This is a genomic window from Staphylococcus sp. FSL W8-1268 (genome assembly GCF_038003965.1).
In the GTDB taxonomy this organism is placed as follows: domain Bacteria; phylum Bacillota; class Bacilli; order Staphylococcales; family Staphylococcaceae; genus Staphylococcus; species Staphylococcus hominis.
This window is the reverse complement of the sequence record NZ_JBBOQE010000001.1, coordinates 297,879-311,515: the sequence shown is the minus strand read 5'-3', so window position 1 is coordinate 311,515 and position 13,637 is coordinate 297,879. Positions and strand designations below refer to the sequence as shown.

Annotated in this window: 14 protein-coding genes and 1 riboswitch; of the genes, 5 read left to right on the top strand and 9 right to left on the bottom strand. The window is 31.3% G+C overall.

The features are described 5' to 3' along the window. The first annotated feature begins 40 nt into the window (after nucleotides 1-40). Nucleotides 41-316 carry a hypothetical protein gene (locus NST64_RS01495; protein ID WP_037554291.1) on the top strand — a complete coding sequence of 92 codons (276 nt, stop codon included), beginning with the start codon at nucleotides 41-43 and terminating at the stop codon, nucleotides 314-316. Nucleotides 317-369: 53 nt separating this feature from the next. Here the strand turns inward: NST64_RS01495 and NST64_RS01490 are convergent, their stop codons facing one another. The 5 genes from NST64_RS01490 to alsS form a co-directional block, all read right to left on the bottom strand. After that, nucleotides 370-1,086 carry an epoxyqueuosine reductase QueH gene (locus NST64_RS01490; protein WP_340731022.1) on the bottom strand — a complete coding sequence of 239 codons (717 nt, stop codon included), beginning with the start codon at nucleotides 1,084-1,086 and terminating at the stop codon, nucleotides 370-372. Nucleotides 1,087-1,228: 142 nt separating this feature from the next. Beyond that, the gene (locus tag NST64_RS01485; RefSeq protein WP_275126703.1) at nucleotides 1,229-1,360 is read right to left on the bottom strand and encodes a hypothetical protein; all 132 of its coding nucleotides are present in this window, start codon (nucleotides 1,358-1,360) and stop codon (nucleotides 1,229-1,231) included. Between the two features lie 50 nt (nucleotides 1,361-1,410). Further along, nucleotides 1,411-1,584 carry a zinc ribbon domain-containing protein gene (locus NST64_RS01480; protein ID WP_002449264.1) on the bottom strand — a complete coding sequence of 58 codons (174 nt, stop codon included), beginning with the start codon at nucleotides 1,582-1,584 and terminating at the stop codon, nucleotides 1,411-1,413. 126 nt (nucleotides 1,585-1,710) lie between these two features. Continuing rightward, complete coding sequence (gene budA / locus NST64_RS01475) at nucleotides 1,711-2,415, bottom strand: acetolactate decarboxylase (protein WP_002449310.1); 705 nt, start codon at nucleotides 2,413-2,415, stop codon at nucleotides 1,711-1,713. A 28-nt stretch (nucleotides 2,416-2,443) separates the two neighbouring features. After that, the gene (gene alsS, locus NST64_RS01470; RefSeq protein ID WP_002449412.1) at nucleotides 2,444-4,108 is read right to left on the bottom strand and encodes an acetolactate synthase AlsS; all 1,665 of its coding nucleotides are present in this window, start codon (nucleotides 4,106-4,108) and stop codon (nucleotides 2,444-2,446) included. 739 nt (nucleotides 4,109-4,847) lie between these two features. Here alsS and NST64_RS01465 point away from each other — a divergent pair. Then, nucleotides 4,848-6,299 (top strand): APC family permease, encoded by a 1,452-nt coding sequence (locus NST64_RS01465; RefSeq protein ID WP_002449465.1) that lies wholly within the window; start codon nucleotides 4,848-4,850, stop codon nucleotides 6,297-6,299. A 128-nt stretch (nucleotides 6,300-6,427) separates the two neighbouring features. Here NST64_RS01465 and NST64_RS01460 read toward each other — a convergent pair whose 3' ends face one another. Both NST64_RS01460 and NST64_RS01455 read right to left on the bottom strand, forming a co-directional pair. Continuing rightward, on the bottom strand, nucleotides 6,428-7,765 hold the full coding sequence (locus tag NST64_RS01460) for an aspartate aminotransferase family protein (protein ID WP_002454801.1): 1,338 nt from the start codon (nucleotides 7,763-7,765) through the stop codon (nucleotides 6,428-6,430). A gap of 201 nt (nucleotides 7,766-7,966) precedes the next feature. After that, a complete protein-coding gene (locus NST64_RS01455) occupies nucleotides 7,967-8,782 on the bottom strand; it encodes a MetQ/NlpA family ABC transporter substrate-binding protein (protein ID WP_002449288.1) in 816 nt (271 codons plus the stop codon). Nucleotides 8,783-8,890: 108 nt separating this feature from the next. Beyond that, nucleotides 8,891-8,997: riboswitch (SAM riboswitch) on the bottom strand. Between the two features lie 147 nt (nucleotides 8,998-9,144). Between NST64_RS01455 and NST64_RS01450 the strand changes: the two genes are divergently transcribed. After that, a complete protein-coding gene (locus NST64_RS01450) occupies nucleotides 9,145-9,570 on the top strand; it encodes a hypothetical protein (protein WP_002449431.1) in 426 nt (141 codons plus the stop codon). Nucleotides 9,571-9,736: 166 nt separating this feature from the next. Beyond that, nucleotides 9,737-10,375 carry an LPXTG cell wall anchor domain-containing protein gene (locus NST64_RS01445; protein ID WP_107632349.1) on the top strand — a complete coding sequence of 213 codons (639 nt, stop codon included), beginning with the start codon at nucleotides 9,737-9,739 and terminating at the stop codon, nucleotides 10,373-10,375. Nucleotides 10,376-10,497: 122 nt separating this feature from the next. Here the strand turns inward: NST64_RS01445 and NST64_RS01440 are convergent, their stop codons facing one another. Together NST64_RS01440 and NST64_RS01435 are read right to left on the bottom strand one after the other, a co-directional pair. After that, nucleotides 10,498-11,832 carry a putative glycoside hydrolase gene (locus NST64_RS01440; protein WP_002488281.1) on the bottom strand — a complete coding sequence of 445 codons (1,335 nt, stop codon included), beginning with the start codon at nucleotides 11,830-11,832 and terminating at the stop codon, nucleotides 10,498-10,500. A 215-nt stretch (nucleotides 11,833-12,047) separates the two neighbouring features. Next, nucleotides 12,048-12,539 (bottom strand): hypothetical protein, encoded by a 492-nt coding sequence (locus NST64_RS01435; protein WP_002449448.1) that lies wholly within the window; start codon nucleotides 12,537-12,539, stop codon nucleotides 12,048-12,050. A 176-nt stretch (nucleotides 12,540-12,715) separates the two neighbouring features. Here NST64_RS01435 and NST64_RS01430 point away from each other — a divergent pair, with 176 nt between their 5' ends. Next, a complete protein-coding gene (locus NST64_RS01430) occupies nucleotides 12,716-13,606 on the top strand; it encodes a fructose bisphosphate aldolase (protein ID WP_002454798.1) in 891 nt (296 codons plus the stop codon). Nucleotides 13,607-13,637 lie beyond the last annotated feature (31 nt).

The following is a 13,637-nucleotide window of genomic DNA, read 5'->3' as shown; positions in this document are numbered from 1 at the left end:
CTAATATTACTCGTAGCACGTACTATTGGAGGGTATGTTGATGACTATAGAAAATAAACAAACAGAGTCACAAACTAAAGATAAGCATAACATTGAAGACACCAAATCTTCTCAAGAATACGATAATAGTATCGGTTACAATGGTGAAAAGAAAACAGCTTTGGATCTTGAAATTGAACGTGAACTATTAGAAATGATGGAAAATAAAGATCCTGAACCTGAAAAAGAGAAGAAAGGTATAAAAATTGCTGGACTACTATCTGCCCTTGTTATTGCTATTTTAGCTATTGTGCGTTTTATCCATCGTATGTTATAAATAAAAGCGAAGGAGTAAGAAAGAATGTTTAACTCATTCTCTCTTACTCCTTTTTAACATTGTTCTAAAAATGTTTTAGCTTCTCGATTAATTTTTTTAAAATCAATACCTTGCTCCATTGCTGCAAATACACATCCGCAATAACATTGTCTAAATATATTATAATCATTACACATTTCTATAGATCGTTCATAACCTTTATTTTTCTTAAAATCACTAGGTAAATAATATGTATTGTATAATCGTTGAATTTCCATGCCGAGTTCGTTAATTAATTGAGCATTCTTTTTAGGAGATAATGTTAATGCACTACCAAAATAATCATATCCATACTTCACTGCTGCTTCTGCGACAAGCTCTAAACGCATCTCAAAACACGCTGTACAACGTTTTCCACCTTCAGGTTCATCAGTAAGACCACGTGATTTCGCCATCTTCATAAATTCATATGGCTGATAATCAGCTTCAATATATTTTACCGAATGTCCAGTCTTCTCATTAAAATCTTTTACAAATTGTGCTTGGACTTTGGCACGTCTTAAGTATTCATTTTTAGGATGAATATTAGGATTAGCGAAATAAATAGCAATATCTGCATACTGAGATAGATATTCTAATGTATATGTGCTACAAGGTGCACAACAGCTATGTAATAAAATTTTAGGGCGAACGCCTTCACGCTCCCATTGACTAATCAGTTTTTTCAATACCCTATCATAATTGATTTTTTGATTTTTCATCTTCTTAATTATAGGTTCAGCATTTAACATTTCTCAATTCTCCTTATAAAATTATTATATATTATTGTTAGTTTAGGACTTATACAATAAGGATATATCAGCTACTATCGATTCACTATATCTTGAACTTTTTTAGTAGCATATTCTTCTATTTCTTTGAAAATTTTTATTGCTATCTGTATTTTTTTATATTATTTCTTAAAGATGGTGATTGCTTAAATTCATTAATGACACACGTACCATATTGAGTACATACATTTTGAACTGGAACGAATTTACTTCCACAATGCTTACGATAAGCCACTAAAACGACTTCCAAATAATCTACGTAGTACTCCAAAATCATCGAATTGACTAATTAACAGAATTTGAAGTAGAGTGATTTATACTTTTGTTTACATGACTATCCAAGTTTAATGATTCTGATGTTGCTGTTGTAGATAGTGTAATCTGATCTAATTTTGTCCCACATTCTCCACAAAATAAATCTCCTTGTTGATATAACTGACCACAATTTGGACATTGCATCCTATATACCTCCATAAACATAAAATTCGAAATTATTATACCATTAAATTGAATTGCTTAAAATATTATTTTAGAAAAATAAAAAAAGTTCGAATCTTAAAAGATTCGAACTCTAATGATAATATATTATTCAGCTTCTCTGATTTCTGCATCGATATCTGCATAATCAATTTCAGTATTAGTGAACGTTTTATTATCGATTGGGAAGTGTTGTTCAAATGTTTCAAAGTTTTGAATTTCAACTTTTACATCATCTACTTCAAAATCTAAAATGTGTCCACCGAAATTACGATCATCGTTGGCGAAATGAATATGGAAACCACCAGAACCAATGCCATGGAATAATTCAGGTGTAAAGAAGCCAATCACTGTACCGTTAACATCTTCCTGAGTTTCTTCAGGTTGTCTACGTGCTGAATCAATTAATCTTGTATATGGTGGTTCTTGTTTTGGCATCATACGAACATGCATTTTTTTAAATTTACCAGTGATTTTTACTGCTGAGAATAAATTATCACTTAACATATGTTCTTTTACTTCATTTAACACTGTTTCAGAATCTTTATTAGAAGTTTCATAAGATTCATCTGCTTCAAATTTAGTAATTGTTGCAAAAGGTGTTAATTCATCACCTTTAAGTTTAACGAATTCTTTTTTTTCATTTGCATGGTACGCTTCTCCATTAATGAAGATAACTTCACCGTCTGAACCTGTAAGTGTTGCTAGTCCTGAATCACCATGTTTTAATAATTCATCGATTGTGGCAGTTCCTTCTAATAAACCTGCCATCAATGTACCTAATGTACCATGTTGATATAATACATGACCCATATTAATATTCACTCCTATTTTTAGAAAATTAATTTAAAGAATCTGGTAACATATTTGTTGATAATTTAATATTATCTTTATAATTTACTGGAATATCAATTAAAACAGGTCCTTCTGTTTCGTAACCTTCTTTAATTGCAGCTTCAAGTTCTTCTGGGCTTGTTACTCGGATACCTTTCGCACCAAATGACTCTGCATATTTAACATAATCTACTGGACCAAATGCTACGCCAGCTGCACGTTTATATTTCATTTCTTCTTGGAATTCAACCATGTTGTATTTACCATCATTCCAAATTAATTGAATGATATTTAATTTTTTACGTACAGCAGTTTCTAAATCTTGACCTGAGAATAAGAAACCACCATCACCAGCAACTGACACAACTTGTGTGTTTGGACGTACTAATGCAGCTGCTATAGCCCATGGTAACGCAACACCTAAAGTTTGCATACCGTTACTGAATAATAAGTGTCTTGGATTGTAACTTCTAAATTTACGAGCCATCCAAATATAATGACTACCTACGTCTACTGTAACAGTTGTATCATCAGTTAACGTTTTTTGCATTGTATTAATAATTTCTACTGGATGTAAAATACCATCTTCATGTTCATATTTAATACCAGTAGCTTCGATAATATTTGCTCTTAATTCTTCTAAGTCATCTAAATGTTTTTGATCAATAATTGGTTCAGATACTTTTTCTGACATCATTTGAATTGTACCTGCAATATTACCTACTATTTCTTTTTTAGGACGTAAGTAATTTGTAATTTCAGCATGCACTTCGTCAATTGAGATAATTTCAGTATCTAATTCTTTATTCCAGTTACTTGCTTCGTATTCAATTGGATCATAACCGATTGCAACTACTAAGTCAGCTTTTCTTAGTAATTCGTCACCCACTTGGTTACGGAATAAACCAACACGACCAAAGAAATGATCTTCTAATTCACGACTAATCACACCAGCACCTTGGAAAGTTTCTACAACAGGTAAGCTTGTTTTTTCAACAAATTTACGAATTGCTTCTGTTTCTTTTTCACTAGAACTTCTCATACCTGCAAGTAATACAGGGAATTTAGCATCCTTAATCGCTTGAAGCACTTCATTCACTTCTTCATCTGCTGGTACCCCTAAATGAGGTTTTTCTGGTAAGTCGATTGCTTTATTTTGCACTTGAGATGAAATAACGTCTTGTGGAATACTAATGAAACTTGCACCATTTTTACCAGAAGTTGCAGTGCGGATTGCATTTGTCATAACTTCAGATAATGATTCAGGATCTTGAACCTCTGCACTATATTTAGTTGATGATTTTAGTAACGCAGCGTTATCTATAGCTTGGTGAGTAAGACGTAATAAATCATTTCGTTTAACTTGACCACCGATTGCTAATACAGGGTCACCTTCTGAAGTAGCTGTTAATAATCCAGTTGTTAAGTTACTTACCCCTGGACCACTTGTTACTAATGCAACACCAGGTTTACCTGTTAAACGTCCAATGCCTTGTGCCATCATTGCAGCATTTTGTTCATGACGTGTAACGATAAGTTCTGGACCATCATCTTCTAATGCATTGAATAAATAGTCGATTTTTGCACCTGGAATACCAAATACATAATCCACATTATTATTTTTTAAAGTATCAATGACCATATCTGCGGCAGAATAGTTTTCTTTAGTCATTTTATATTCATATCCTTTCAAGTTTACATTTGTAATTTAAAGTTTTTATTTCAAAATTACTTTTCTATTTTTTTATACCCAATTAAAAAGAAGCCACACACATGTCTATTTTTTTAGGGAAAAAGAGGGAAAGACTTAGTCACATGTTAATTGCGGCTTCTTTATATTTAAATAACTTCAATTTTTAAAGTTGAAGTGTAATCTCAGTTAATTAGACATATTCAAATATGAGATGGGAGTTTTCTATTATATATGTCATGTTTAAGGGAATGATAGTAAGACATACTTATTAGAACATTTGAATACGTTGTAACTTTATTACGTTTCTTATTATAGTACGCATCGAAACATTAATAAAATACATATTTTCGATAGTAACCATTCCATATTGGAATAGGTCAATATACTTTAACCATTGTAAAATGACACAATTAAAAAGGTCTAATGACTTGACTTGTCTTCTATAATTATAGTGCTAATATTGATATAATTACTACTTTTTATATTTTTAGAGTAAATATATTCTTTTTTGTTGTTTTTATTTTAGATTTATCTGATATAATCAAATCTATCATTTAAATTTTCTAGTCATGTATTCTTGTTTAATCAAAAGTAAGAAAACTTTAAATTTTCAGAAATTTTAGACAAAATACCGCTCTTTTATGCTATGATAATAAATGTTATATAGCTAACAAGCTAATTAATTAAATTTTAAACTTATTAGTGGAGGTTCATAATTATGGCCAATTTTTTCAAAAATTTTACTAGAAAAGAAGATCCCACTATCTATCAAAGTAAAGATGGACATTTAAAACGTACTTTACGTGTTAAAGATTTTCTTGCATTAGGTGTAGGTACTATTGTATCAACATCTATTTTCACACTACCTGGTGTAGTAGCAGCAGAGCATGCTGGTCCAGCCGTAGCTTTATCTTTCTTATTAGCTGCAATTGTTGCTGGTTTAGTTGCATTTTCATATGCCGAAATGGCTGCAGCCATGCCTTTTGCTGGTTCTGCATATTCTTGGATTAACGTTTTATTTGGTGAATTCTTTGGATGGGTAGCTGGTTGGGCATTACTTGCCGAATACTTTATTGCCGTTGCCTTTGTAGCTTCTGGTTTTTCAGCCAATTTAAGAGGACTTGTGTCTCCTTTAGGTATTGCGTTACCTAAGTCTTTATCTAACCCTTTTGGTGCAAATGGAGGAATTATAGACTTAGTTGCAGCAATTGTTATTATTTTAACTGCATTATTATTATCTCGTGGTATGAGTGAAGCTGCTCGTATCGAAAATATTCTTGTTATTTTAAAAGTTCTAGCGATTGTTTTATTCGTTATTGTTGGATTAACAGCAATTCAAGCAAGTAACTATGTTCCATTTATTCCTGAGCATAAAGTCACTGCAACTGGTGATTTTGGTGGATGGCAAGGTATTTATGCAGGTGTATCAATGATTTTCTTGGCATACATAGGATTTGATTCAATTGCTGCTAACTCAGCTGAAGCTATTAATCCGCAAAAAACGATGCCACGTGGTATTTTAGGTTCATTAATCATTGCGATTGTTTTATTCGTAGCTGTAGCTTTAGTATTAGTTGGTATGTTCCATTATTCAAAATATGCTGGGAATGCTGAACCTGTTGGTTGGGCACTTCGTCAAAGTGGACATGGTGTAGTAGCAGCAGTAGTTCAATCTATTTCAGTCATCGGTATGTTTACAGCATTAATCGGTATGATGTTAGCTGGTTCACGTTTACTTTATTCATTTGGTCGTGACGGATTATTACCTTCTTGGTTAGCCAAATTAAATGATAAACATTTACCTAATAGAGCGCTTGTTATTCTCACTATTATCGGTGTTTTAATTGGTTCAATGTTCCCATTTGCTTTCTTAGCTCAATTAATTTCAGCAGGTACATTAATCGCATTTATGTTTGTATCTATTGCAATGTATAGTTTAAGAAAACGTGAAGGCAAAGATTTACCAGTTCCAGCATTTAAAGTACCGTTCTTCCCTGTATTACCTGTCATTACCTTTTTATTAGTCTTGCTTGTATTCTGGGGATTAAGTTTTGAAGCTAAACTTTATACATTAATCTGGTTCTTAGTTGGTATTGTGATTTATGTATTCTATGGTATTAAACATTCTAAAAAGAATGATGAAGATGATTATGTCGTACCAAAAGATTAAAATAATGAACTCACTTATATTTCTCATACCCCCTTTAGAAACATTCATTTGTTTTTTAAGGGAAGTATACTGAAAAAGAGCAAGAAAAGACATTCACTTAACGTCTTTTCTTGCTATTTTAATATATTTTACCAACCTTGTCCTTCTATACTATATTCATTTAAATCGCCATCTTGTAGTGCTTGAAGCGCTTCTTCAATAACATCTAACGCTTTATCTAACTGTTCATAAGTAATCACGAGTGGCGGTTGAAAACGTAAGACGTTCCCAGCAACTGCAATAATCACTACACCATGTTCAAAACAGTAATTACAAATTTTCAATGCTTCTTCAGCAGCTCTTTCTTTTGACTGTTTGTCTTTAACAATATCAATTCCAATAGATAACCCAATACCGCGCACATCTCCTACGTAATCGTATTGATCTACCCATTGATTCATACGTTGACGCACGTAGTTTCCTTTTTTAGAACTAACTGTTAGTAAGTCGTCATTTTCTATCATTTCAATCGTAGCAAGAGCTGCTTCACAACTTACTGGATTTGCTCCTGTTGTAAATAGATGTGCTGGTGCTTCAAGACTTTCAATGATTTCTTTTCGACCCACAATCGCTGACATTGGTAATCCACCTGCTAATGATTTACCAAATGTAATGAGATCTGGCGTAAAGTTAAAGTGGTCCACAGAGCTCCAAGAACCTGTACGACCTAATCCTTGTTGGATATCATCAACAGCAATTAAAATACCGTATTCTCGACATAACGCTTCAAGTGCTTCAAAATAGCCTTCTACTGGTTCTAATAATCCACCATCTCCTTGAATCGTTTCTAACACAATACAAGCTACTTCCTCAGCTGGAACATATTTAACAAACATCTCTTTCAATGGCGCTAAATACTCTTCAACAGTGTTTGATTTAGATTGTTCAAACATCCCTCTGTATTTATCTGGAAATGGAATATGATAAAAACCATTTAATAAAGGGCCATAATGTTTACGCATATTTAAACTGATAGCCGACATTGATAACGCTCCAAATGTAGAGCCATGATAAGCATTTGTAAAGCTGATAATATAGGGTCGTCCTGTATAAGCACGTGCAAATTTGATAATACCATCATTCGCATCCGAACCACTCAAACCAAATGTGACACGTTTTTCATAATCACCTGGCGCAATATCGCATAACTTTTTAGACAGTTTCACTAAAGGCTCGTGATACATATATGCGGGGGTATAATGAATAAATTTATCTACTTGCTTTTTAATCGCCTCTGTTACCTGTTTTGGTGCATGACCCACATTTTGTGAGCTTGCACTAGCTAACAAATCGATGTATTCTTTTCCATCTATATCTACTAAAGTTGCTCCATATCCATGATCAATCACTAATGGATAATATTTTATACGTCCTGAAGTAGCAAAATACTTACTATCTTCTTTTATCATGTCCTCTGCTTTACTCAAGGTGACTCATCCTCTCCCAAAGTATGAATAACTTATATCTAACTTTCTTTATTGACTTCAATTCTTGTGATAATAATCAATATCTTACTAATAATTGTCAGATTTGTAAATATTTTCAGAAAAATTAAAATATATTTTTCTATCTTTTAAACAATGATAAATATAAATCACAAAAGGTCTCTAATAGAGACCTTTTGTGATTTATTTGTTTTCGTATGGAATAACATCATCGCCATATTCTTTTTTAATATACGCTTTGATTTCTTTAGATTGCATAACTTTTAATAATGTTTGGAATTTTTCATCATTTTTATGACCTTCTTGAACGGCAATCGTATTCGCAAATGGTGATGATTTACCTTCCATAACAATAGCATCTTTAGACGGTTTTAAACCATTATCAAGCGCATAGTTTGAATTTATAATGACTGCAGCTCCTTCACCATTCTTATATGTTTTTGGTAAAAACTCTGCACCTTGTTGATGGTTAAATTTCAAGTGTTTTTTATTTTCAGCAATATCCTCAAATTTTGCATTTTCAATTTTAACGCCTTTTTTTAATTTAATTAATCCTTCATTAACAAAGAAAGATAAAAAACGTCCTTCTTCTGCAGGATTATTAGAAACGTAAATCGTCGATCCATCTGGAATGTCTTTTAAATTTTTATATTTTTTACTATATACACCCATAGGCGTCGTAAACACTTTACCTAATTCTTCAATTTTATAACCATGACTTTTCTTTTCAGCATTCAAATATGGGACATGTTGGAAGAAGTTCGCATCAACATCGCCTTTATCTAATAATTTATTAGGCACCTTATAATCATTAACTTCTTTGACTTCTAAATCATATCCTTTTTTCTTCATTTCTTCCTTAGCTTTTTTTAACACATCACCATGAGGTGCTGGCGACGCTGCTACGGTAATTTTTTTATTATCTTCTTTCTGATTTCCACAAGCTGCTAGCGTTATCGTTACTAACAAAATACTGATCATACCTATTAATTTTTTCATATGTATTGACACCTTTTTATAAATTTTCAATTCTCATTTCCTCTTACTAGATATGTAAAGACATAAAAAAATACTTTCAACTATTAAGAGAAAGCATCGACACACTTTCTCTCATCTTCTAAAGTATGATTAACTTTATGTGAATTAGCACCATGTCATACAATGACGGTTGCTGGGTTTCGTAGGGCACATCCCTCCACCACTCTTGATAAGAGTTAATAGATTATTGAATTATTAATAACTTATCATTGATTTAAACTTTGGTCAACATGTTTTTTCAATATTCTAAAAATTTAAAAAGTGTTAAATCGAATATTTCAGGGAATATTCTTATAGTATGTATATAAGAAGGAAGGAAAATTATGATCCGTTATTTTTATCATTGTCTTAGTGCTTTAGTTATAAGTATTATCTTATTAATTACAATGACTATCATGGATGGCATAGTTCAATCGACTCATCTTACTTTATTGTTAATTAACATCGATTTCTTAATTGATCCAAGCAAAACGCCGTTATTATTAGAACTAGCCATTCATGTTTTTATAGGATGGTTAATATATTTTATTTTCTTACTTATTTATCACGTCTTTAAACCATTATATAAAATAAGTTATGTCTTATTAATGATTGTTTTTGCCTCTCTTTATCCGTCACTCGTCGTTATGGCAAAGCGTTCATTCTTTCACTTTAGCTGGAATGAATACGGTTTATGGATGATTGCTCATATTATTTTTATGATTTTAATGGCTTGTTCCATTCCATATTTTTCTAAAAAGAAGTATTAATGTCCTATATAAATCATGTGATAAATATTGATTTAATGTTTACAAATTATTTATTCTTTAAGTTAAGTTAAAGATTTATTATGTTTTTTTTAAAATCCCTGTTTCTGATCTATTCAAATGCTACACTCTAGTTGTAATTGATCATGAATGAAATGGGGTTTTCATTATGAAGAAAGTATCTTTCGTTGCATCTACACTTTTAACAAGTACAATGCTACTTACAACGACTCAATCTGTAGAAGCACATACTACTAACTTAGTGACTAAAGAAAATGCTAAACAAATTGCTACAGATGCATTATCTAATAGTGGAGGTAATCCAAACCTACAACGATTGGGTCGTACTGTTGACAAAGGAGACTACTTTGAAATTATAAGTCATAATAGATTAAATGAAGGCAATGGAATGTATAAAGTTCATAAAAATGGCGAAGTTGAGTACAAAAATGGTAGATATAGTGACTTTAATCAACTTCAAGATACACGCATTCATGCAGAATCAGGTATCGCTAAAGCCGCTAAAACAACCTCTTCTAATCATAAACAAGTTAATTCTGTTGATTGTGCACGTGAACTCAACCGTTATTATGTAGGGACGGTTGCTTCTTCTGAGGTGCCATCATCTAAGTCATTTAAAGATACTCAAACCTCACAATCTTCTGTTAAAACACTCCCAAGTACTGGTGACGATACACAACAACACTCAATTCAACTTTTAGCCTCACTTCTATTAGTTATGGGAACTTCATTATTACTAAAACAAAAACATCATAGTCATTCTTATTTATCTACTGAACATTTCTAATAAATAAAAAAAGGAATGCGTCAAGGAATTCAAAATGAATTCTGACGCATTCCTTTCGTTTAAATAGTCTACAAGATAAATCATTTCCATACTAAATGAATATACGAGAAATTGTCTCCATATTATTTATTTTTATTATCCGCTTGTTCATTATCTTGACTATCAGAATGTTGATCTTCTTTGTCATTAGTTTGTTCTACACCTTCAGGGTCTTGTTCTTTAGCATTACCTTTTTTAGGATTATAATTAACACCTTCTGTATAATCATTACCTGCATTCCATAATAAGAATTCATTAACCCCGTTATCTTTTAAAGCTTGAACTTCTTCAGATATCGCTCTTGTATCATAATCAATATAATTGCCAGCACCTAAATATGAAGCGGTAAAGTCTTGAATCCATGGTCTTGAAATAGGCTTATCTTTACCTAATGTATCTAATAAACTATTTTCTTTTTGAATATAACGATTAACTGTTTTATATGGTTCCGTATCTGGTGCTTGTAAACCGAAATCTCCATTGCTCCAATGAGATGGATAAATCATTGATGAAATGGCATCTACATTTTTAGAGATTTTAGGGAAACTTTGACCAATACCAGGTGCATTTTCAACTAATGCAGAATAACCAAATACATCAGCTGACACATTGACGCCCATTGGTTTTAATTCTTTATTTGCATATTCTAAGAATTTAGTAATTGTATCTACACGTTGGTCGCCTGAACTCATCTGACTATTTTTATATTCCCCTTTATTATACGTTAAGCTATCCGCTTGATTTTCAAATCCTTCAGGGAAGCGTACATAGTCAAATTGAATATCTTGGAAGCCTGCTTTTGCAGCTGCTTTTGCAACATCAATATCATACTTCCATACTTCCTTCATAAATGGATTAACAAAGCTATCCCCTTTACCATTTGTCCAAACAGAACCATCACTATTTTTGAATGTCCATTCAGGGTGTTCATTTGCTAATTTTGTATCTTTAAATGTTACAATACGTGCAATTGGGTAAATATTATTATCATGCAGTTTTTTTAATAATTTTTTACCATCTACAATATCAAGCGTATTTTTATCCACTTGTTTATTGCCAGTATTTAATTTCATAGTAATGTTACCTGTATCATCTTTCACATCAATAACCATGGTATTTAAATTAGAATCTTTGATGAATTTAACTAACTCATCCATTTTTTTGCCCTGTGTAGAATTACTTGTTACATAAATCCCTTTAACACCATCTTTAGGATAATCTACTTTATTTTCATTTGTATTTTTATCATTATTCTTTTTCAATGCATCACTTTGACTATTACCACTTTTATTACTAGATTGCTCATTTTTCTGATTTCCATCTTTTTGTCCACTATCAGATGCATTATCTCCATTACTACAAGCAGCCAGTAATAGAGCACTTGTTGTTAATACAGCAAAAATTTTATTTTTCTTCATTACTGTTCCTCCAAGAAAGTATATACGTATTAATTAAGAACTTAGTTATCATATATAAACGATTTAAAAATAAAGACTAACTTCAATTAATAAGAACTTAACTTATTTTAGAATAGCATATTTCAACAAAAAATATACAATACACTAAAGTTTTATAAAATATTCTATTTAATAATTACATATATTAAAATTTTAAAGAAATTAGTTTATATTTTTTAAAGAAAACGTAAAGATAATGCTTTAGAATCATCGATGATCCACTGAACATTTGGTATTGATCTTTTCATTTGTTGCATGATAAATTGCTCATTATTTTTAGGAAAATCCCAAATATACTTAATAAATTCAAAACTTAATGTTTTAGGATTTCCTCCGATATGTTCTCTTTTAAATAGTGAATATATGTAACGCTTGATTACTCTAAATATACATTTTACTTTTGGTTCTTTAATCCATATGACTTTAGTTGCATATTTTAATCTCATACTAAGTGTACTAGAATAATTTCCATCAATAATCCATTCCTCTTTTACTACAATAGATTCAAGTTTTTGTTTTAATTCTTCAAAAGTAATGACGTTTTTATTATTAAGCCATTGAATTTGATCAATATGGTAAAGTGGCAGTTGATATTTTAAGTGTAGTTGATATGCCAATGTTGATTTTCCAGAACCAGGGCTACCAATAATTAATATACGTTGTTTCATAACAATCCCCTTTGAATATGTTTGAATGTTTACATTAAATGTATAAAATACGGTAATTTCATAAAATTGTAAATTGTTAATTAAGAAATTTCAATAATTAATTACTTTATACTTGAGAATATTATTATTTTTTACGATAATAATATTGAAAGTTTATTAAAGGAGTGAAAGGCATAATGAATAAAGAACAATTAGAAAAAGTAAGTCATGGGAAAGGATTCATCGCTGCATTAGACCAAAGTGGTGGTAGTACTCCAAAAGCATTAAAAGAATATGGTATAAACGAAGATCAATACAGCAATGATGACGAAATGTTCCAACTTGTACATGATATGCGTACACGTGTTGTCACTTCACCTTCATTTACTTCAGATAAAATTTTAGGTGCGATTCTATTTGAACAAACTATGGATCGTGAAGTTGAAGGTAAATATACTGGTGACTACTTAGCTGATAAAGGTGTCGTTCCTTTCTTAAAAGTCGACAAAGGTTTAGCTGAAGAGCAAAATGGTGTCCAATTAATGAAACCTATCGACAACTTAGATGAAACTTTAGACCGTGCAGTTGAACGTCATATCTTCGGTACTAAAATGCGTTCTAACATCTTAGAATTAAATGAACAAGGTATCAAAGACGTTGTTGAACAACAATTTGAAATTGCTAAAAAAATTATTGCTAAAGGTTTAGTACCTATCATTGAACCTGAAGTAAACATTAACGCTAAAGACAAAGCTGAAATCGAAGAAGTATTAAAAGCTGAACTTAAAAAAGGCTTAGATTCTTTAAATGATGATCAATTAGTAATGTTAAAATTAACTATCCCTACTAAAGCTAACTTATACAAAGAATTAGCTGATCATCCAAATGTTGTTCGTGTTGTTGTATTATCTGGTGGTTACAGCAGAGACGAAGCAAACAAATTATTAAAAGACAATGATGAATTAATTGCAAGCTTCTCACGTGCATTAGCAAGTGATTTACGTGCAGGCCAATCAAAAGAAGAATTTGATAAAGCTTTAGGCGATGCAGTAGATTCAATCTACGATGCTTCAGTAAATAAAAATTAATAGTCAGATTTTTATTCAAAAGTGATGAGTA